Origin of the sequence: Desulfosarcina variabilis str. Montpellier (genome assembly GCF_048565275.1) — a bacterium.
GTDB classification, from domain to species: Bacteria; Desulfobacterota; Desulfobacteria; order Desulfobacterales; family Desulfosarcinaceae; genus Desulfosarcina; species Desulfosarcina variabilis.
In genome coordinates, this window is record NZ_CP159846.1 from 5,494,127 (window position 1) to 5,511,888 (window position 17,762).

Annotated in this window: 16 protein-coding genes; 10 read left to right on the plus strand and 6 right to left on the minus strand. The window is 51.1% G+C overall.

The genetic code is table 11. The annotated features are described in order from the left end of the window. Positions 1-62 precede the first annotated feature (62 nt). Both Dvar_RS24810 and Dvar_RS24815 read left to right on the plus strand, forming a co-directional pair. Positions 63-638, plus strand: coding sequence for a flavin reductase family protein (locus Dvar_RS24810; protein WP_419655807.1), 576 nt, complete (start codon positions 63-65; stop codon positions 636-638). Continuing rightward, the gene (locus tag Dvar_RS24815; protein WP_419655808.1) at positions 625-1,311 is read left to right on the plus strand and encodes a 4Fe-4S double cluster binding domain-containing protein; all 687 of its coding nucleotides are present in this window, start codon (positions 625-627) and stop codon (positions 1,309-1,311) included. Before Dvar_RS24810 ends, Dvar_RS24815 begins: the two co-directional genes overlap by 14 nt. A 641-nt stretch (positions 1,312-1,952) precedes the next feature. Here Dvar_RS24815 and Dvar_RS24820 read toward each other — a convergent pair. The 6 genes from Dvar_RS24820 to Dvar_RS24845 all read right to left on the minus strand — a co-directional run bounded on the left by Dvar_RS24820 (position 1,953) and on the right by Dvar_RS24845 (position 8,797). After that, complete coding sequence (locus Dvar_RS24820; protein WP_419655809.1) at positions 1,953-2,816, minus strand: PAS domain S-box protein; 864 nt, start codon at positions 2,814-2,816, stop codon at positions 1,953-1,955. Between the two features lie 904 nt (positions 2,817-3,720). After that, the gene (locus Dvar_RS24825) at positions 3,721-4,251 is read right to left on the minus strand and encodes a hypothetical protein (RefSeq protein WP_419655810.1); all 531 of its coding nucleotides are present in this window, start codon (positions 4,249-4,251) and stop codon (positions 3,721-3,723) included. An 802-nt stretch (positions 4,252-5,053) separates the two neighbouring features. Next, a complete protein-coding gene (locus tag Dvar_RS24830; protein WP_419655811.1) occupies positions 5,054-5,860 on the minus strand; it encodes a hypothetical protein in 807 nt (268 codons plus the stop codon). Positions 5,861-6,257: 397 nt separating this feature from the next. Then, on the minus strand, positions 6,258-7,052 hold the full coding sequence (locus Dvar_RS24835) for a sulfite exporter TauE/SafE family protein (RefSeq protein WP_419655812.1): 795 nt from the start codon (positions 7,050-7,052) through the stop codon (positions 6,258-6,260). Positions 7,053-7,073: 21 nt separating this feature from the next. Then, positions 7,074-8,084 carry an alpha-hydroxy-acid oxidizing protein gene (locus Dvar_RS24840; RefSeq protein ID WP_419655813.1) on the minus strand — a complete coding sequence of 337 codons (1,011 nt, stop codon included), beginning with the start codon at positions 8,082-8,084 and terminating at the stop codon, positions 7,074-7,076. Continuing rightward, positions 8,081-8,797: a FadR/GntR family transcriptional regulator gene (locus tag Dvar_RS24845; protein ID WP_419655814.1), complete on the minus strand. Its 717-nt coding sequence runs from the start codon at positions 8,795-8,797 to the stop codon at positions 8,081-8,083. The genes Dvar_RS24840 and Dvar_RS24845 overlap by 4 nt, the downstream gene beginning before the upstream one ends. A gap of 370 nt (positions 8,798-9,167) precedes the next feature. On the opposite strand from Dvar_RS24845, the gene Dvar_RS24850 reads away from it, so the two are divergent. Genes Dvar_RS24850 through rnfB form a run of 8 tightly spaced genes read left to right on the plus strand, consistent with a single transcriptional unit; the run spans position 9,168 to position 17,749 of the window. Beyond that, positions 9,168-11,255, plus strand: a complete 2,088-nt coding sequence (locus Dvar_RS24850; RefSeq protein WP_419655815.1) for a molybdopterin-dependent oxidoreductase — start codon at positions 9,168-9,170, stop codon at positions 11,253-11,255. 32 nt (positions 11,256-11,287) lie between these two features. Beyond that, positions 11,288-11,812, plus strand: coding sequence for a 4Fe-4S dicluster domain-containing protein (locus Dvar_RS24855; protein WP_419655816.1), 525 nt, complete (start codon positions 11,288-11,290; stop codon positions 11,810-11,812). Continuing rightward, positions 11,791-13,278, plus strand: a complete 1,488-nt coding sequence (gene rsxC / locus Dvar_RS24860; protein WP_419655817.1) for an electron transport complex subunit RsxC — start codon at positions 11,791-11,793, stop codon at positions 13,276-13,278. The genes Dvar_RS24855 and rsxC overlap by 22 nt, the downstream gene beginning before the upstream one ends. Further along, positions 13,278-14,336, plus strand: a complete 1,059-nt coding sequence (locus Dvar_RS24865; RefSeq protein ID WP_419655818.1) for an RnfABCDGE type electron transport complex subunit D — start codon at positions 13,278-13,280, stop codon at positions 14,334-14,336. Before rsxC ends, Dvar_RS24865 begins: the two co-directional genes overlap by 1 nt. Further along, a complete protein-coding gene (locus Dvar_RS24870; protein ID WP_419655819.1) occupies positions 14,333-15,247 on the plus strand; it encodes an FMN-binding protein in 915 nt (304 codons plus the stop codon). The genes Dvar_RS24865 and Dvar_RS24870 overlap by 4 nt, the downstream gene beginning before the upstream one ends. A 20-nt stretch (positions 15,248-15,267) precedes the next feature. After that, complete coding sequence (gene rsxE, locus Dvar_RS24875) at positions 15,268-15,891, plus strand: electron transport complex subunit RsxE (protein WP_419655820.1); 624 nt, start codon at positions 15,268-15,270, stop codon at positions 15,889-15,891. 1 nt (position 15,892) lies between these two features. Next, positions 15,893-16,846 carry an Rnf-Nqr domain containing protein gene (locus Dvar_RS24880; RefSeq protein WP_419655821.1) on the plus strand — a complete coding sequence of 318 codons (954 nt, stop codon included), beginning with the start codon at positions 15,893-15,895 and terminating at the stop codon, positions 16,844-16,846. A 12-nt stretch (positions 16,847-16,858) separates the two neighbouring features. After that, positions 16,859-17,749 carry an RnfABCDGE type electron transport complex subunit B gene (gene rnfB, locus Dvar_RS24885; protein ID WP_419655822.1) on the plus strand — a complete coding sequence of 297 codons (891 nt, stop codon included), beginning with the start codon at positions 16,859-16,861 and terminating at the stop codon, positions 17,747-17,749. The last annotated feature ends 13 nt before the right edge of the window (positions 17,750-17,762 follow it).

The window sequence follows — 17,762 nt, forward strand, 5'->3', positions numbered from 1 at the left end:
GTATGCACAAACAACAATAGAGCATAAACCCAAGTCATCATCTAAAAAAGGAGCAATAAAAAATGAAACCCATCGGAGCCGTCAACGCCCTTTATCCCATGCCCACCACATTGGTCGGCGCAACGGTAAACGCCAAACCCAATTTTCTGGCGGTCGCCCATGTGGGCATTTTGAACCATGGAACACCGCAATATCTCTCCATCGGCTTGCATAAAAGCCACTATTCCAACAGCGGCATTCATGCAAACCGAACCTTCAGTATCTGCCTGCCTTCAGAAAAGCTGATGGTCAAAACCGACTACTGTGGTATCATGACCGGAAAAAAAACGGACAAGGCCGACCTGTTCGATGTCTTTTACGGCGACCTCAAAACCGCCCCGATGATTCGGCAGTGTCCGGTCAACATGGAGCTCAAACTACATGATGTGTTGGATTTTAACACCCACGATATCTTTGTCGGCGAACTGGTGCAAACCTATGCTGATCAGAGCGTGGTCGTGAACGGCAACATCGACATCGCCAGCCTGAAGCCACTGCTCTTCGACATGGCCAGCAAACAGTATTGGTCACTGGGTCAACCAGTGGGTAAGTGCTGGAATGTGGGGAAAGCACTTAAAGGAAAATATGAAACAAGCTGAAAAAGAGATTCGACTAATCGCTACCTCACACGGCTGCGAATTGTATGGCTATGCTGATCTTAAAGGCCTTACAACGGGAAAATTGGCGACTTTCCATCGAGGTATATCCTTTGTATTCCAGATGGAACCGTGGGTCATGGGACAGCTTGCCCAGGGTCCCACGGATGCCTATTCCGTTCTATATGAACAGGTAAATCTGCGTATAGACGCGCTTTCCGCCGAGGTGGCAAGAGCATTAACGAGGAACGGTCACCAAGCCTGGGCGTTGCCGTCTTCGACACGTAGTGATCCTGTGAACATTCGTGGCGATTTTCAGCATAAAACCGCTGCAACCCGGGCCGGATTGGGCTGGGTGGGGAAAAATTGCCAGCTTTTAACTAGGCGGTGGGGGCCTTGGGTGCGTTTAGGCACTGTTCTCACTGATGCACCTCTTGAAACCGGAAAGCCCATAGAGAAGAGCTTATGCGGCAAATGCACCAAATGCATTGATGCTTGCCCGGCGCAGGCGCTGAAAGGAGGCAGTTGGCGTCCGGGAGTGGATAGGGATATTATATTGGATGCCTGGGCATGCGATCGATACAAAAAGGACCATTTTCATAGATTTCACGGTGGTCATAACTGTGGAATCTGCACCCAAGCCTGCCCGGTGGGACAGAAGATACTTCGAAAATAGATAAATGTTACTTACATATTGCACCGTCTCTCTGCCGATCCGCCTGGCGGCAACAATTTCGACATTGCGAAACCAGATAATTGGATCGAGCCCCACTTTTTTCGCTTCACTCCTCAATTTCCTGACTTTTGCTGGTCCGGCGTTGTAACTGGCGCTATACCCTGAATCCCGGCGGATCGATTTACGGATTTCCTTGCACGGTTGAGAATACCTTTATGAACCGGATAAAAAACCGGACCCCGATCAAAGGGTTATATCTGGCCAGCGCCTGGGGATGCGCCGGCCCTGGATACGCCCCCGGCCTAAAGGGTGGTGAACGCACCTTTAGGCACGTGTTGGAAGATTGGGCTTGAGACTACAAACAACACCGCTATTTCTCAATGCAATTGCCGCATTGTAATCAAACGTTTCGGTAGGACTGAAAACCCGGTGATATATCAACCGTATCACTGGTCAGGTTAAATTACATGTGTTGTAATCAAAGGTTTTGAAAGGGTCTAAAATTTACAGATTATTTAGAGAGCGTCTTTATCGACCTACTATACATTGGACCGGTTTAGCCAGAACAAACATGCAAACTGAACATGGCCACATTTCCCGGGTCCAACCGCAAGAAATGGTATTAGTCAGATACAACGGCCTTATGGATCGGAGGTGATATTCATATCAGGATACAATTCCTTTGCACATTTTGGACAGAGGCTATGGCTGAATTGGGCATCGGATCTGTCCTGAACATATTGCTCGACCTGCTGCCAGTAGCCGTTATCATTCCGGATATTTTTGCAGTTCGCACAAATTGGAATAAAACCACGTAGTGTTTTTACTTCGGCAAGAGCTTTCTCAAGCTTATTAATTATGGCATTCTTCTCCGATTCCGCCTTTTTTCTATCTGTGATATCCCGGCATATACAAAGTATCAGCTTTTTCCCTCTGTAAGTCGCACCATTGTTGCTGAGTTCAACATCTATGATCCTGCCGTTTTTACAACGATGTTGTGTCTCAAAATGATGACCAACAAAGCCGACATCTTTGGCTAACTCCATAATTTGTCGCTGGTTTAATTGGACATCCCAATCCCACACATGAAGCTGGTGAACTTCCTTTTTCGAATAACCGAGCATATCAGCGAATTGAGTATTTGCCGCAGCAACCTTGGCATTTTCGTCTATAACAACAATGGCGTCCCCTGATTCCTCGGCCAGGAGACTCCTCCAATGAATTTCATCTTTAAGTAGCTGTTCGGTTTTTTTGAGTTTATTATTCAAATTGATAAAAAAAACACACACGATTGGGGTAATTATTAGGGGTGCTATAAATGATATTAAAAGCGTATAGTTAATCCTGATTGCTTGGTTTTCACCCCAGATCGTACATAATATGAGGGTGATCATCATGGAAAGCGAAATAGACCCTATTGTAATTATTATGGTTTTTAAGACGTCTTTTTTATAGCTCAAATTTTTGATGGACTTCTCATCTTCGATAGAGGCAGCGATCTTCATTTCCCTTTGGCACTTCGATCATTCCGGATGATCAATATTTTGATGTTTATCTTTAAACCTTGCTAATTCTCTGGTCTCTGGTTTCTAACCTATTGATCATTCATAGAAAAATATGATCATATTTGAAATTATATCGGCATACTACGTCCCTTCTTTAGTACTTTTTAGATTGTGAAAGATCAACTTAGTGGAATTTTTCGATTTTGACGTTAGGCTGAAAGATAGATCTTATAGACAGAAGCTACTCGCTTTTGTCAAAACTACAGCATTCCACCATCTGGAGACAGCGTTGAATTTGGTAGAAACCATGATGTTGTAGTTGGCGAAGCGTCGGTTCGGTTGGGGTTACATTTTGTAAGAATTTAATACCCATCATTTCAGGTGCGTTCGAATACATTGAGATAACCACACGAATTGCTAACCATTTGATTTGTTAAGGGTATTTTCCGTCTCAGTGGCGCTCAAAAACCTGTGTTTTAAGTTATCTACAAAAATGTCAGTTTATGGCGATGGAAAGACCGTATCTTCACAGGCGATGTTTGGGCATACGGTATTGCTAATCTGTAGGTGCCGCAAAATCGATTTCGGTTCAAATGAATGTTGATATCTGCAATCGGGGTAGACTGGCACTTCGTTGGAGAAAGCGCGGCCTGGGCACAAAGTGAAAAAGGCAACCGGTGGGTGGAACGGATTTTGTCGTTCAAAGAAAGCTGCTGTCTGAAAGCAAAGTCTACTCTTCCAGTACTTGCAGATTGCATCAAATCTTATTTTCAAAACACGATGCCGGATCTTTCTTGGATTTGATTCATCCGATAGCAACTTCGTGAACACATACGCTTCGTGGTCACTTGGCCTAAGAGGGTATTTACGGACAATAAAGGGCAGCACTCCATTTTTTTACCCCTCATTGGTCAAACATCAACGTAATGCCTCCAATCAATATTTTATCCTCGGTATCTCCAAAAATTACGCCAAGACCCAATACAAGCGATCCTTGAGGAGACATCGAAAAATTGTCTATCTGATAGCATGTCGGCCCAAGAGCTGTTCGATCGGTAGGATCATCAAGCAAGATAGGAGCTTGATCCGGTGTGGTCATCTCAGTCATACGGGTCTGTTTTATATATGTGGAACCCAGCTGTGATGTTTCGATTTGATAACAGACCCTCACGCCAGTAACTTTTTGTGCCGCCGGCCCCTGTGGTAGGGGCAGATCAATATTCACAAATTCAAGTCGGCCAATCTCCTTCGCGGTCACAAGAAGCGCATGCGGAGGGGAGACAGCCTGTTCCACTTTGATTGTGGCATGAAGTGTCGGACTCACCGTAGCCGTGATCGGACTATAGGTCATTGTATCGATTGAAGAGCAGCTCATGGTTATTGTCAGTAGTAATATTGCATACCCAATAATGATGTTGTACCATTTCTTTTTCATGTGTCCTCCTTTCTCCGTCAGAGATCAATTCGTTGAGGTTTTGAAAAACATCGCTTTTTTTAAAGGTGAGTTTATCCTTTAGCATGTCATTAGTTGTAGCGGTCTGCAAACATAAACGAACCGGCTTTAGGTGCCACCCATATTCGTACGTAAAGATACGCTAAGGAATTCATCGTATCGCCTTGGCCAATCATAAGAACCGGGCTGATATCAAAGGTTTTTTTACCCCTTATTTTTTTTCAATCCTACCACGATATGTTTCATTAATTTCTTTCAGCTCTTCAATCAAATTGTTTGGCCAAACTCGACTTTCAACCAAAACTGTTCCGTCTTCAAGTTCAACAGGCGAATTTCCAAAACTATCTCTGAAGGTTTGAATATGTATTGGTGTATATGACCTATGATGAGAATAGCTCGCACTGTCTTCCCGTGTCAAATCTTGTAATAGATGAAATTATGTAATCTCCTTGGTAAATAGGCTCGGATAAAGATTTGTACAGAGAGCCGGTCAAAAACTTTTATTCCCATCTATCGACAAAATTCTTAGATTATGGCGAGTATCGGAGCATATCATCATTATGGAGCAAACGCATCCTGGAAATGCAAAGTGAAAATGGCAACCGGTGGGTGGAACGAATCCTCTCGTTTATAGAGACTTGCCGACTGCAACTGAACTGGACGATTCAAATTCTGGTATGCATGAAAATTGGCAAGCATGGTAACACGACAGGTCATTATTGCCTCCCAGAATTTGAATCGCCCAATTTAGGTTGGGGCTATACCCCGTGAACTATTACTAAAATCAAATAGAAATCGTTGATTTCTTCACCCCCTCACGTATTGCGTCCATAGCAGTGTAATTGGTATTTCCTTTCCAATGCTGAAAAGCTACAATCTGATTCAGCCTCAATGAAAATTCTAATGATTCGATTCCGTCTTCATAATAGTTTGAAGGAAATTTTTCTATTTCAGGTGTTTTTTCATTTGACAATTCCAAAATATATTCGCTTATTTCTTTTTTCTTTTCACTTTCATCATCATTGCCACTTTTTATTTTTAGTAGATCCTGTGTTATTTTTTCAGGATCTCTGATTGTCAGATTACCTGTTTCAAAAAGCTGATTCAATGTGCTCACTGAAGCTGCTTCTTTCAGGCTAAATAACCTGTTTATCGTCGTAATATCTGTGACTTCAGCCACAGATTTTGGTATATGTTCATCAAAAAATGCAATTCCATAAATTGCTCTTTCATGTGAGCGTAAATTCAGAACAATATTTTTACTGTTTTCAAAGATAAATTCTCCAATAATGACAATATTTTCCCCGCCAGGATCATGTTCAAATTCCAATTTTCGAGCCTCACCGGTATAGAGCCATACCCATCTTTTATGATCTGAATCGTACTCCATGCATTTCAATTTGGAAAATACATCATTCAGTTTTAATACATCATCAACAGTATAGTGAATACGTACAGGTTGAAAAATTTCACCTGTTGCTGTGAATGCTATTTGATTCATTTTTTTCTGTTTTGAAAGTGATGTTTTCAAGGTTTTTACACTTTGTTTTTTCCGCTTATTTTTGTTCCTATTTCTTTTTTTAGATTTCATTTAAAAAATTCTCTTTCGAAGATTAATTTATCAAACTGTTGTTACGCCTTTAGCCATCTGCCCTTAATATTCGCAGGATTGCTTTTTGAGTACCTGACCCCAGATCCTCTGCTTAAGAGAATTTCGACCTGGCTTGAAAAAACCGGCGTTATGGTTGTTGTTTTGCAGTTGGAGGGCACGCAGACAAAGAAAGGATCTGTTTTGCGCACATTCCCCTCATACAGATTATGCCCCTAAAACTGAACGGCTAAGATAGAAAATCGGCTAAAAATTGGGTAGATAGCCAATTATTACAGGGAGAAAGTTTGGTTCGCCCCGATTATGCCGCCGATTATGCCAATTATGCCGAACCGATTATGATCAGCTGGTGAAACTAACGGGCCTATGATTTTCAGCCTTATAAACCGCCGATCAACATCTTGATTCCTACCGCATAGAGGAGAACGGCAAAAATCTTTTTCAACTTTGCCACGGGAAGGCTATGGGCCAGTTTAGCTCCCAGGGGTGCTGTAAATACACTGGCGGCCACAATGCCGAACAGCGCGGTCAGATACACGTAGCCGATGCATCCGGCAGGCAGATCGCTTGCAGACCAGCCATTGAGGATATTCCCAGCAGCTCCGGCCAGGGCAATGGGCAGGCCAATGGCCGCTGCCGTGCCAATGGCCTGGTGCATGGCAGAATTATGGAAGACAAGAAAGGGCACCGACAGGGTTCCTCCGCCAATCCCGACCAGGCTGGAGAAAATACCGATAATACTACCGGAAGCAAACATGCCGGCAGTGCCCGGCAATGCCCTGGATGCCTTTGGCTTAATGCCGAGCAGCATCTGCGTGGCCACGTATATCAGAAAAATTCCAAAAAAGATTTTCAGGAAATTGGTGGACAGTTGTGCTGCTACCCAAGTTCCGAAAAACGTGCCGATCAGGATTCCCGGAGTAATGCTGACAACGGTGGGCCACATAACAGCGCCACGCTTATGATGAGCCAGCAGACTGGAAATGGAGGTGAAAATGATCGAGGCCAGGGATGTTCCCAACGCAAGGTGCAAAATATGCTCATGGGCAATGCCCAGGGCAGCAAAGGTGAAGGTAAGCATAGGCACGATGACCAGCCCACCGCCAATCCCAAGGAGTCCAGCGAGTACGCCGGCAAAGGCTCCGAGGGCAAGATAGATCAGAATAATTTCCATCGTTTATCTCTCTAACCGCACTTAGGCATGCAAAATGTCTTTACTCACCATGGATGTAGAGGTTGTGCCGGTGAGCACCATGGACTGAATGAGCTCGCCTTTAATCTTGGACAGGTAACTCTCCACCCCCTGTTGCAGACCGCCCACGGCGGCAACGGAGATGGGACGACCAATCATAACCGCATCCGCACCCAGGGCCAGCAGCTTCAACACATCGCCGCCACTGCGCACCCCACCGTCTGCAAGGATGGTGACTTTGTCTTTGACCGCATCGGCAATGGCTTCAAGCACGTCAGCAGCTCCTGGAGCAAAATCCAGTACCCGGCCACCATGGTTGGACACCACAATTGCATCAACACCGGCTTCAGCGGCCAGCAGGGCTTCATCAACGGTCATCACACCTTTGAGGATGAATTTAAGCGAGGTGGACTCAATAATCTTACGGAGCTGGGAAGGATTTTTAGGAGAAACAGGTCTTCCCATTTCACGCAGCGTGACCAGACCGGCAGCGTCGATATCCATACCAAAGGTATCGATCCCTGCTTGCTGTGCTTTTTCCAGTTTCCGGTAAAATTCTTCATTTTCCCAGGGCTTAATAAAAGGAATGCCCTGCCCCTGATTCTTTGCAATGGAACTGAAACCGGATTCATGGATAAAATCAGGGACACCATCACCGGTGCAGCCAAGGGTTCCCGCAGCTACACATCCCCCAATGACCGCATCGGTATATTCCTCTTCAGCGATGCCTCCACCCATATTAAAACTCACGCCGCCAATGGGTGCTGCAAGCACAGGTATGGATAATTTACGGCCCAGGAAAACTGTGCTGGTATCAGGCGTGGTCACGTCATGGATTAGACGCATGTTAAACCGATACTTTGCCAACGCTTCCAGATTGGCAGCAAAAGAAGCGCCTGTTCCCAGACCGCCCATGCCCGGGACCTGTCCCACACAGGCTTTCCCGTTGCATTGGGCGCAAACCCGACAATAGCCTTTCATCTTTTCGCGCGCTGTCTCTAATACTTCTTTCATGATGTTCTCCTGTTCACTTCATGTTCAAGCGGCTCCTCTGTGCGCTGTGCTTTGACCAGTTGTTCAAAATTGGCCTCCACCTGCTGCATATGCTTTCGCATGATATCCGCAGCCTTTGATTCAGCATGTTCCTCCAGCGCTGCTGCCAGTTTGCCATGATATTCCATGGAACGGACATTACGCGCATAGCTCTGCAATTCCTGTGAACGGCTCTCTGCCAATGCCCCGTGCAAAGCATCATACAGCTCGCTGAGAACCATATTCCCTGCTGCCTGGACGATCTGGGAATGAAACTGATCATCAAGGGTTGCCTGGATCTTTCTATCCTCCAGATTTTCTTTCTGCAACTGTACATTTTCCTTGAGTGCCCTGACCTGCTCAGGGGTTATTCTTTTTGCCGCAAGGCGGGCAATCTGCGGTTCCAGGAGATTTCTCAGCTCAAAAATATCCGTCAGCCGTTTATGACGACGGGTAAATCCATCTACGATGCATGCCAGCGCTCCCTGGGATACAAAGGTACCGGCACCACGACGACTTACCAGCACGCCTTTCTCCGCCAAGGCTTTGATCGCCTCGCGCACTGTATTACGGGAAACCTTAAAACGTTCCGCCAGGTCACGCTCCGGCGGGATGCGTTCTCCTGCCTCGAACTGACCACAGGTGATGAATTCTTCTATTTTTCGTACTACTTGATCGTGTCGTATTTTCTGCATTTGCATTACACCTGTAAAAATTGGCCCAACCAATTTAGCTACTACAAAAAAAGCACCTCTTTTGTCAATAATTTTGGTTCTGTTGCGAAAAATTCTTTTGGGCCGAGAGGATGATTGCAGACTATATCTGAACAGTCGGTGTTTGTGAAACCTTTACCTGTCGGCGTTCATTCCAGGATTAAGTCCACAGACCTTTTTTGGACCGGTTGGATATTACCGGACATTTGGAGTTGACAAACCGTACATATGTTCATTATATAGTTATTTGCGCATATGTTCATTATCTGCCAGGCGGATTCGAAATAAAATTGAGTGGGGGGGAGCAGGACAGTAATTTTTTTTATTTTCGGCACACCGGAGGAAATCGGTAATGAAAAGAGTCGTTAATACACTTTGCTTTATGTGTTCTGTACGCTGCCCGATTCAGGTAGAAGTGGAAAATAATCAGGTGCTCCGCATACGGGGCAACCCCCATGTGCCGGCCATGAACGGCGGCATCTGCCCTAAGGCGGCGGCTGCCATTGCCGGCCTGAACGACAACCAGCGGGTGCGCTTTCCCCTGATTCGTACCGGTGAGCGTGGGTCGGGCCAGTGGAAACGGGTGAGCTGGACGGAGGCACTTGATTATACGGCCGACAAGTGCAAGGAAATTTTCGACAAGTACGGGGCCAAAAGTTCCATTTACTGTGAACGGGCCAACCTGATTTCCGATATTTCCAAATCGTTTCAAAAGGCGATCGGCTCACCGAACCATTTCACCCACGACACGGTCTGCAAAGGGTCCATCAACACGGCCTGCCGCTCGATCATCGGATATACAGACGGCCAGATCAACGCCGACTGGTCCAATGCCAAACACGTGGTCCTCTATGGCCGCAATGTTTTCGAATCCGTCGAAATCAAGGCCATGAACAGCTTCATTTCGGCCCTGGAAAAGGGCACGAAGCTGACCTACATCGATCCACGGGTAACGATTACGGCGGCCAAAGCCACCGATTATAAAATGATTCGCCCCGGCGGCGACCTGGCCCTCAATTATGCCCTGATGCACGTCATCATCGAGGAAAGACTCTATGATGCCCAGTACGTGAGACGATGGGTGGAAGGGTTCGAAGAGTTGTGCAGCTTTGTCATCCCCTATACGCCCCAATGGGCCGAAAAGGAGACCGGGATTTCAGCTGAGGAGATCGTGAGCCTGGCCCGGGAAGTCAGCAAGGTCAAGCCGGCGGTGGTTTTTCATTACGGCTATCGCGGTTCTCACCATCCCACGGAAACGTACTTCCGCCGTTCGATCCTGATCCTCAATGCACTGATGGGCAGTATTGAAAGCAAGGGCGGCCTCTTTATCAAAAAGGGTCTCAAGGACGCTGGCTACAAGGCCGGGTTAAAGACCTTCTCATCTCAACAGTTTCCCGAAATGGAGGACACGCGCCGCTTTGACGGGTGCGGCCAGGACAAGTTCCCCATTGCCGATCCGTCCCATGGCGTCGGTTTCATGCTGCCCCATGCGATTCTGAACGAGGACCCCTATCCGATCAAGGTGTTGTTTGCCTTCCGCTACGACCCGCTGCTGTCCAACCCGGACTACAACACCAATCTCAAGGCGCTCAGGAAGCTGGATCTGATCGTGGCCAGCGATGTCAACTTCGGGGGCACCACCGCTTTGGCGGATGTGGTTTTACCCGAATCATTTTTTCTGGAGCGTTCCGATCCGCTGCAGATGGGATCCAGTCTGAAACCGGCCATCAACCGTCGGATCGCCTGCGTCGAACCGCGTTTTGATACCAAGCCGATGTGGTGGATTGTCAAGCAGCTGGCCGACCGTCTGGGCGCCGGTCACTATTTTCCCTATGAAACCGCAGAAGATATATGGAATTACCAGCTAACGGATCTGGACATCAAGATCGAGGATTTCGATGAAACCGGTTTTGTATCGCTGAGCGATAAGGCGATCTGGTGGGACCGCAACGACGGGATCAAGTTCAAGACCCCGTCCGCCAGGATCGAGGTGCTTTCCAACCTGATGGAAAGCCATGGGATTCCCTCGCTTCCGCCCTATGAAGCGCGTGATGAGAAGCCGGGGGCCTTCAGACTGATGTGCGGTCGCTGCGTGACCCACACGAACGTAATGACCCAGAACAACCTCTATCTCAACCACCTGGTTCCCGAAAACCGGCTCTGGATCAACGACCGCCGCGCCAGGGAACTGGGAATTGCCGACAACGACCGCATCCTTGTGGAATCCAAGGCCGGCAAGGGTGAGATGTGCGCATATGTCACAGACATGATCCACCCCGAAGCCGCGTTCATGCTCCACGGATTCGGCCATGTGGAGGTCGACAGCAAGCGCAGCTACGGAAAGGGAGCGCCCGATGCGCTCTTTCAAGAGCGTCTCCACGACAAAATAGGCGGCAGTCCGGCCCTGGATCATAGCTGGATCACGGTTACGAAAATTTGAAACCGCACCGGTTTCTCGGAGGTATTTAACCTATGGGCGATTATATCATTTCCACCAACCCGAAACGCTGCATTGCCTGTCATGCCTGTGAGATTGCCTGCAAATCAGAGAAAAAGCTTCCACTGGAGGTGACCCTGGGCAAAATCGTCGTCCTGGGCCCCAAGATGGTCAACGGCACTCCCAATATGACCGCCGTCTTCGTCCCCTGTTTTCACTGTGAACAGGCATGGTGCATGGAGTCCTGTCCTACGGAAGCCATTCGGCGCAGGAAAAAAGACGGCCTCGTTTATATCATTGATAGTCTGTGCGTCGGCTGCAAGGCCTGCATCACGGCCTGTCCGTGGCATATCCCCCAGTGGAACGCCGAGGCCGGCAAAGTCGTCAAGTGCGACCTGTGCATGGATCTCATCGACGCCGGCGAGGAACCGGTGTGCGTATCGGTCTGCCCCACCAACGCGCTGCAGTTCTGCAAACCTGCCGAGCTTTCCAACAAGACCCGGGAAACCTACGGCAAAGGATTGCTTGAAAAGAAACTATGGGCGACAAAGGTGCGCTGATGATGGCCCCACTGGCGACTTTCCCCAAGGGCGGGGTCCATCCCAAAGCGAACAAGGACCTCAGCAGCGCGTTGCCCATCGAAACCATGCCCGATCCGTCGAAGGTGTCGTTGTTTCTTAAACAGCATGTCGGCACGCCCTGCCAGGTGGCTGTGCCCCATCGGCCGGATCCCAGGGGCGATCAGGCGGTCAGCGAGGATCTTCTTTTTTCCAGCGGGCACCCCGGGGCGCTCTTCAGACTGCTGGTGGATAAAAAGGACAGGGTCAGGCAAGGCGACCGGATTGGCGAAATCGGCACCCAACTCGGCGCGGTGCTCCATGCCAGTGTCGGCGGCGCGGTGCTGGGGGTGAAAAACATACTCCATTACCAGGTCGGCAAGGCGCCGGCCATCGTGATCCGAACCGATCCCGAGGCCGTCCCAGCGACCTGCATGCCAGTGGACTGGCGGCGCTTCTCACGGGAGCAGATCCAGGAGCGCATCGCCGCGGCAGGGATTGTCGGCTTAGGGGGCGCCGGATTTCCCACCGACGTCAAGCTCAACGTCAAACCGGGCGTCAAACTCGACACCCTGATCCTCAACGGCGCCGAGTGTGAGCCCTATATCACCTGCGATCATCGCGTGATGGTGGAAAAGGCCCGGGAAATCGTCGAAGGCGCCAAAATTCTACTGACGGTGCTGGGTATTACCTACTGCGCCATCGGCGTAGAGAACAACAAGCCGGATGCCATAGCGGCGCTGAACGAGGCCATCGACCACGCGGATTCGACCGACGGTTTCAAAATCGAGGTCAAACCACTGGCGGTCAAATATCCCCAAGGGTCGGCCGATCAGATCATGCAGAGTATCACCGGCCGGGTCAGGCCATCGGGACAGCGCTCCTCAAGTATCGGAATCATCGTCCAAAACGTCTACACGACCAAGATGGTCTACGACGCCGTGGTTCTGGGCAAACCCCTGACGGAACGCGTAATCACCGTCACCGGTCGTGCAATCGCGCGACCGGCGAACCTGCGTGTCAAAATCGGCACCCACATTTCGGAAATCGCGGACTACCTTGGCGGCACCACGGCAGACCTGTGCAAGGTGGTGGTCGGCGGGCCGATGATGGGCTTTGCCGTGTCCGATTTGGATATGCCGATCACAAAAACCACCCCGGGTATATTGTTCATGAACCATGATGAAGTCGATGCACGGGCCCACGGCCCCTGTATCCGGTGCGGGTTCTGCCTGGATGCCTGCCCCATGGGACTGGAGCCGAACAATATCGGCATCTACGTGGAGGCCGGCAGGGGGGCGGAAACCGAGCCCTTTGGTCTGATGGACGATTGTTTCGAGTGCGGCAGTTGTGCCTACGTCTGTCCGGCCAAGCGGCCCCTGGTGCAGTTTATCCGCCTGGCCCGGCTGGAAATCAACCAGGCCCGCAAGCTCAAAGAAGCCAGGGAACAGAAAAGAAAAGCAGGATAATGGAAATAAAGCGCTCCCCCATATCCCATCAGTCGTGCGATGGCGTCGACGGCCACCATCTGCTGGTATCGGTGTCGCCCCATCTGAAAGCCGATATTACCGTGTCCCGAATCATGTGGACCGTGGTCGCCTGCCTGATGCCGCCGCTGATCTTGTCGATATTCGTCTTCGGTTTTCAGACGCTGATCATCACCGCCGTCAGTGTGGCCAGCTGTCTGGCCACCGAGGTGATCTCGCAAAAACTCCTGGGGCGTCCGGTCACCATCAAGGATGGCAGCGCCGTGATCACCGGCCTTTTGCTGGCCTATGTCATTCCGCCCGGGGTTCCCTTATGGATGCCGGTCTTTGGGGCGGTGATGGCCATATTCGTCACCAAAATCATCATGGGCGGCCTCGGTTTCAACATCTTCAACCCGGCCCTGATCGGCCGCGCCTTTCTGGTTGCCACCTACCCCGTGGCCATGACCACGGCCTGGCTGGCGCCGATCCGCAACGCGGCCATTTTCAGGAACATGGGCGCCGGTGTGGATGCCGTCAGTTCGGCCACACCGCTTTACGTGTTGAAGCATTACGGCATGGCGGCCATGCTGGAGCAGTTCGGGTCCCGGGCATCGGTGTACACCGATTTTTTCATCGGGTTCAGACCCGGATGCATCGGCGAAACATCGGCCCTGCTCCTGCTGGTAGGGGGGCTTTATTTGATCTACAGGGGATACATCCGCTGGCACATCCCGGTGTCGATCATCGCCACGGTGGGCCTTCTGACATGGATTTTCGGCGGCGAAGGGATGTTCACCGGTGATCCGCTGCTGGCGGTGCTTTCCGGGGGGGTGATGCTCGGGGCGTTTTTCATGGCCACCGATTACGTCACATCACCGACCCAGCGCAGCGGCCAGATCGTTTTCGGCATCGGTGTTGGCGCACTGACCGTTCTGATCCGGCTCAAAGGCGGTTATCCGGAAGGGGTCTGCTACGCGATTCTGCTGATGAACCCATTGACGCCGGCGTTGGATCAATGGTTCAAACCAAAGCGCTTTTCCCAGGGGGCGGTCCAATGAGAGAGATTATCAAGATTACCGTTGCCCTGACCATTTCCTGCCTGGTGGCCGGCCTCGTCATCGGCACGACCTTCATCTTCACGGCCAAGGCCAAACAGCACAACGAGCATCTCAACGTGCAGCAGACCATGCTCGGCCTGCTGGGATATGGTCCCCAGCGACCCGCAGCGCCCGACCTCGCGCTGCACCCAATTTACCGCTACATCCTGCGCAATACGGATACGCTGCGCATGGGCTATATAGTCCCGGCCGTAAACGGCGACGGTGAAGGGGTCGCGTGGGTCGTGCTCGATCTGAAAGGCCGATTTCTCGAACGCCACGATTTGTCATTGACAGCCGAGGCGGCCTTATCCGCCGAAGACCGCAAAAAGGCCCTTTCCAAAACGCTGAAGCCGGGAACTGAAATCGATTTTGCAGATACCATGATCGTCGCCTGTCTCAATGGCAAGCGCACGGCCTATCTGTTGCCCGGTGAGTTTCCCGGGTTCAAGACCTTTATCAAAGCCATGGTGGCCCTTAACGCCGACTTTCAACTGCTGGGGCTGGAAGTGATCGAGCACGAGGAAGATCCCGGACTGGGCGGTGAAATCACCCAGGATTATTTTAAAAACCAGTTCGTCGGCAAATCTTTCGAAACACTCAAGCGGCTCACCGTCATCAAAAAGCCGCTGCCCGCGGACTACGAACGCTATCTCACATCCATGGGCATGGGGGACAGCGGCCTGCCGGAGGGCGAGGCGGCCGAGATACGCAGGCGGTATAAGGATCAGGATATCCATGCCCTGACCGGCGCCACCATATCCAGCGCGGCGGTGACCAACGGTGTCAAGGCCATGGTCAAAAAATTTGCCTATCGCATTCAGATTCTGGATCAGGCCCTGGCGGATGGTGACGTTACGGTTCTTTTTTAGTCCGTAGAAAGGAACAACCCGTGGCAGCAACCACAAAAACCAACATGCAGCTGGTCGTCAACGGCCTGCTCAACGAAAACCCCATCTTTCGACTGGCCCTGAGCATGTGCCCGGCCGTGGGCATCAGCACGACGGTGGCCAACGGACTGCTTCTTGGTGTGGCCGTTCTTTTTGTACAGGTCTTTTCCAGCTGCACCATTGCCTTGATCAAGGACCACATTCATCCACGCATTCGCATTCCGACCTATACCTTGACGATTGCCACCTGGGTGACGGTGATCGACCTGGTGCTGGCGGCCTTCTTGCCGGTGGCCTACAAGGCCATGGGCATTTTCGTGCGCCTGATCGTCGCCTTTGCCATCATCACCATGCGCCTGGAGGTATTTGCCTGTCGCAACACCGTTATCGCCTCGTTCTGGGACGGAATCGGCATGGGTTTCGGCTTCATGTTCGGCATGGTGACGCTGGGGGCGGTACGCGAGGTGATGGGCATGGGTACCTTTCTCGGTTACGATGTGCTGGGGTTCAGGCCCATGCTCTTTTTCGTATTGCCGGCCGCCGGCTTTTTCCTGGTCGGGTTCATGATGGCGGTTTTTAATTATGTGGAGACGCTCTACCAGCGGCGGGTGAAACGAGGATCGTGACATGAAAAAAGATACAACGGCAATCTGGACGATCTTTCTGATGATCGCCACGGTTCTGATCGGCGGCTGCAAAGCGTCCCATTTCATCAAAACGGCCCGGTTCGAGAAAGCGGACCAAATCGTGCTGACCTTCGCCGGACCGGTGAATGCTGACTGGGCCGCAAATCCCGACCATTTTACGGTCAACGAAAAACCGGACCCCGACATCCTTCTGGACGTTAAAAGCGTCAGCCTCAACCCGGATCAGACCCAATTGACCATCACGCTGGCCGATCCCATCAACCCGGACCAACCCCACCAGGTGATGGTCAAGGAGATCGTTTCCCAGGGCCGCAACCTGGGCACCCAGGGGGTTCTCGTATCCAAACCCTACTTCGGATACCTGTTCAGCATTCTGCTGGGCGCCCTGCTCATCCAGAACTTCGTCTTTTCCAAATATTTGGGGCTCTGCGTTTTTTTCGGGACGTCCCAGAAAAAAAGTACCGCCGTGGGCATGGGCATCACGTTTACTTTCGTTATCGTCTTCGCATCCTTGATGTCATGGTTCCTTTACCAGTTCGTACTCAAGCCCTACCGCCTGGACTACCTGCAAATCATCGTCTTCATCGGGCTGGTATCGCTTACCGTTCAAGCCGTGGACACGATCCTGCGCAAGATCAATCCGGCCCTGTTCAAGGCTTTCGGCGTTTACCTAGTGCTGGTGATTGCCAACTGCATCGTTATCGCCGTGCCATTGATCCTGGCCGACAACGAATACAATATGCTGGAAAGCCTCATGCTGGCCCTGGGCGCCGGGCTTGGATTTCTATTGGCCCTTTTCCTGATGTCTTCGGTGCGTGAGCGACTCGAACTGGCCGATATTCCCCCATCCTACCGGGGGCTGCCCATCGCGTTCATCGTGGCCGGTCTTTTTGCCCTCTCGTTCATGGGCTTTTCCGGTATGTCGATCTTTTAAGGAAGGTTTCCCATGGATCCGTTATACATCAAACTGGCGATCGGCGGGCTGGTGCTGCTGGGCAGCATCGGGCTTTTTTTCGGCATTGGCCTGGCACTGGTAGCGCACAAGTTCGCCGTTGAAGTCAATCCCAAAGTGGAAGCGGTCAAGGAAGTGCTGGCCGGCGCCCAGTGCGGCGGATGCGGCTTCGCCGGATGCGAGGCGTATGCCGAGGCCGTGGTCAATGATCCGGATGTTCCGCCCAATTTGTGCTTCCCCGGTAAAGCGTCGGTGGCGGAAGCCGTAGCCCAGATCACCGGCAAGCAGATGGGGGCCATGGAGGACCTGGTGGCGGTCGTCCACTGCGCCCGATCGATCCGCAAGGACTACAAAAAATACGATTACATTGGGTACGGGCGCTGCTCGGGGGCCAACCTGGCCTTTGCCGGTCCGACGGACTGTCAGTACGGGTGCGTTGGTTTCGGCGAATGCGCCGGTGCCTGCCCCTTTGACGCCATCACCATGGAAAACCATTTTCCGGTGATCGACGAAGACCTCTGCGTGGGGTGCGGCACCTGCGTCAAAACCTGTCCGAAGCATCTGATCACGCTGGTACCCAAAAAAGCGCGCGTCGTCGTGCGCTGCAGTACCCAGAACACGGGCAAGCTGGCCCATCAGATCTGCGAGGCAGCCTGTATGCACTGCCAGTCCTGCATACGGGACTGCCCGGCCGAGGCTGTCGGCCTGGTCGACGGGATCATCCGCATCGATCATCACAAGTGCCTGGAATACGGGCAGCAATGCGATGAGGCCTGCATCAAGGCCTGTTTCATGGCCCATGCGATTCAGCCCCATCTTGCGCGCCCCTTGTTTCAGAAAAGTGACAGTTATGAGCCGACTGCCCAGGAGGCGCTTGCCCTGTAGAGGAGCACCGACC

Coding starts and splice junctions, on each gene's coding strand:
- Dvar_RS24810 (WP_419655807.1), top strand. CDS start 63: ATGAAACCCATCGGAGCCGTCAACGCCCTTTATCCCATGCCCACCACA.
- Dvar_RS24815 (WP_419655808.1), top strand. CDS start 625: ATGAAACAAGCTGAAAAAGAGATTCGACTAATCGCTACCTCACACGGC.
- Dvar_RS24820 (WP_419655809.1), bottom strand. CDS start 2,816: ATGAAGATCGCTGCCTCTATCGAAGATGAGAAGTCCATCAAAAATTTG.
- Dvar_RS24825 (WP_419655810.1), bottom strand. CDS start 4,251: ATGAAAAAGAAATGGTACAACATCATTATTGGGTATGCAATATTACTA.
- Dvar_RS24830 (WP_419655811.1), bottom strand. CDS start 5,860: ATGAAATCTAAAAAAAGAAATAGGAACAAAAATAAGCGGAAAAAACAA.
- Dvar_RS24835 (WP_419655812.1), bottom strand. CDS start 7,052: ATGGAAATTATTCTGATCTATCTTGCCCTCGGAGCCTTTGCCGGCGTA.
- Dvar_RS24840 (WP_419655813.1), bottom strand. CDS start 8,084: ATGAAAGAAGTATTAGAGACAGCGCGCGAAAAGATGAAAGGCTATTGT.
- Dvar_RS24845 (WP_419655814.1), bottom strand. CDS start 8,797: ATGCAGAAAATACGACACGATCAAGTAGTACGAAAAATAGAAGAATTC.
- Dvar_RS24850 (WP_419655815.1), top strand. CDS start 9,168: ATGAAAAGAGTCGTTAATACACTTTGCTTTATGTGTTCTGTACGCTGC.
- Dvar_RS24855 (WP_419655816.1), top strand. CDS start 11,288: ATGGGCGATTATATCATTTCCACCAACCCGAAACGCTGCATTGCCTGT.
- rsxC (WP_419655817.1), top strand. CDS start 11,791: ATGGGCGACAAAGGTGCGCTGATGATGGCCCCACTGGCGACTTTCCCC.
- Dvar_RS24865 (WP_419655818.1), top strand. CDS start 13,278: ATGGAAATAAAGCGCTCCCCCATATCCCATCAGTCGTGCGATGGCGTC.
- Dvar_RS24870 (WP_419655819.1), top strand. CDS start 14,333: ATGAGAGAGATTATCAAGATTACCGTTGCCCTGACCATTTCCTGCCTG.
- Dvar_RS24880 (WP_419655821.1), top strand. CDS start 15,893: ATGAAAAAAGATACAACGGCAATCTGGACGATCTTTCTGATGATCGCC.
- rnfB (WP_419655822.1), top strand. CDS start 16,859: ATGGATCCGTTATACATCAAACTGGCGATCGGCGGGCTGGTGCTGCTG.